Below are 1606 nucleotides of genomic sequence, written 5' to 3' on the forward strand. Positions count from 1 at the left end.
TAAAAAAGTGCCTATGGCACTTCAACTCCCCTGCCCCTCAATCATGAGGGGTGGGGTTGTTTTTTGCCATAAATCTTTCATAATAGTTTTATGAAGCGTAATACTCTACAAGAATTATTCATCGACCATTACGAAGAAGTTCAATATACTCTTCATCCACGATCATCTGTCATGGAAAACATAGACAAGATGATCAACTGTGGTGACCCTTCATTTGGCGGGGCCATGTATGGTTGCCCCAAATGCGGGAATTTTAAGTTTGTTCCTTTTCGATGTCATTCTCGTTTCTGTCCCTCTTGCGGTGCCAAGTACTCTATTGAGAGAGCCCAGGCCATGTCTTTCAAACTCATTAACTGTAAACATCGCCACGTTGTTTTCACTATTGCCGAAGAATTACGCCATTACTTTTTAGAAGACCGCGATCTTCTGAATTGTCTTTTTGACGCTGCCAGCAGCGTTATACAACGAATGTTCTACAAGATGAACAAGAGTTTCAACTTTACACCCGGATACATACTTGTCCTTCATACTTTTGGCAGGTCCTTACAATGGAATCCTCATATACACTGCCTTTTATCTGAAGGTGGCATTGGCGACAATTGTTTCTGGCGTAATGTCCAGCATTTCAACTACACTTTTATGAGGCAGGCATTCAGAACTGCTCTTCTAAATCTCATAGAAGAAAGAATAACCGATCCAGTTAAAAAAGCTAAGTTCAAAAAGGACAAAGCCCTTTCATACAAAAATCAGAAAGATGGATTCTATATCCATGCTAAGCCAAATCTTGCCGATTCTAAAACAGTTGCCAAATACATTGGACGCTACCTTGGCAGGCCTGTCATAGCCCTCTCACGCATCGATGGTTATAACAAGGATAAGGACACCGTAACCTTCCACTATAATCGTCACGAGGATGATGTTCTAGTAACAGAAACTCATGCATCCATGGATTTCATAAAGCTACTAATCCAACATATACCTGAAAAAGGATTCAAGATGATCAGGTATTATGGTGTTTATGCCAGACACAGAGAGTCTGATAAAAAACTTAGCAGACTCGTCCATCCTTCCAAACATAAGATTCTTAAATCCTTCACCAAATGGCGTGCAGGAATACTTGCTGCATTTGGCTATGACACTCTGCAATGCCCCAGTTGTAATACAACCATGCTATTTCAAGAGCTGTACTATGCTCATAAACGCGTTTCTCTCGAAGACTTATATGAAAAGGCTATGGGAAAGTGCCGTCCCAAGTGTCGAGCTCCTGGACAAGATAGCTTTTCTAGTCCAAGCCATGTTTTAAAGTCCACTGTAGCATGCTAAAATCATGCTACAGGAGGGAAAGTCATGACAGAAAAAGAACTCGCTGCAAAGCTTAGAGAGAAATACATCCAAAATCCGCCGGAAGGCATGTCGGCGGAAGAAATCCGTAACATGAGCGATGAAGATATCCTTGATATGGATTACTTCATGCACGAAGATGATGATTTCTATGATGAGGTAGACTGATAACCAGGTTATTCAGCATACCTCCGCTTTGCGTGGCCCGGTCTTGTCCGGGCCTTTTAATTAAAGATTTCGCCGTAAGGCGAAATTTCCTATTAAA

2 protein-coding genes are annotated in these 1606 nt (G+C 41.5%); both read left to right on the forward strand.

The features are described 5' to 3' along the window. Positions 1–90: 90 nt before the first annotated feature. Positions 91–1323 (forward strand): IS91 family transposase, encoded by a 1233-nt coding sequence (locus G628_RS18190; protein WP_081670689.1) that lies wholly within the window; start codon positions 91–93, stop codon positions 1321–1323. Between the two features lie 24 nt (positions 1324–1347). After that, positions 1348–1509 (forward strand): hypothetical protein, encoded by a 162-nt coding sequence (locus G628_RS18980; RefSeq protein ID WP_196803740.1) that lies wholly within the window; start codon positions 1348–1350, stop codon positions 1507–1509. Positions 1510–1606: the final 97 nt, after the last annotated feature.

The sequence above is a fragment of the Butyrivibrio hungatei NK4A153 genome (genome assembly GCF_000424465.1).
Classification (GTDB): Bacteria; Bacillota; Clostridia; order Lachnospirales; family Lachnospiraceae; genus Butyrivibrio; species Butyrivibrio hungatei_A.